Origin of the sequence: Stenotrophomonas sp. SrG, assembly GCF_050031795.1 — a bacterium.
Lineage (GTDB): Bacteria > Pseudomonadota > Gammaproteobacteria > Xanthomonadales > Xanthomonadaceae > Stenotrophomonas > Stenotrophomonas rhizophila_A.
In genome coordinates this window covers 1-235 of record NZ_JBNBBE010001367.1, presented here as the reverse complement: position 1 = coordinate 235, position 235 = coordinate 1, and the positions used below count along the sequence as shown (strand labels likewise).

General features: G+C 66.0%; 1 protein-coding gene. It reads left to right on the top strand.

Going from position 1 to position 235, the window contains the following annotated elements; genetic code table 11:
- Positions 1–209, top strand: a 209-nt coding sequence (locus tag ACQG3P_RS23875; protein ID WP_426806437.1) for a hypothetical protein, incomplete at its 5' end; no start/stop codon positions are given.
- Positions 210–235 lie beyond the last annotated feature (26 nt).

The window sequence follows — 235 nt, the reverse complement described above, 5'->3', positions numbered from 1 at the left end:
CGATGCCGCTGCACATCGCCTTCCGTCCCAACCGCCACGTCAGCGCCAAGCTGCGCGTGTTCGTCGACTCGGTAGCGGCGCTGATGGCCGAACACGTGCCGGTGATGCCACAGCAGCGGGACAAGTCGGATCGGCCAACGGGACGCATGCATCACCGCAGCGGCGCGATCACCAGCGTCTCGCCCTTGCATACGTTGACGTCGCGGTAGATTGCCGTGCGCCCGTTACGGAACTG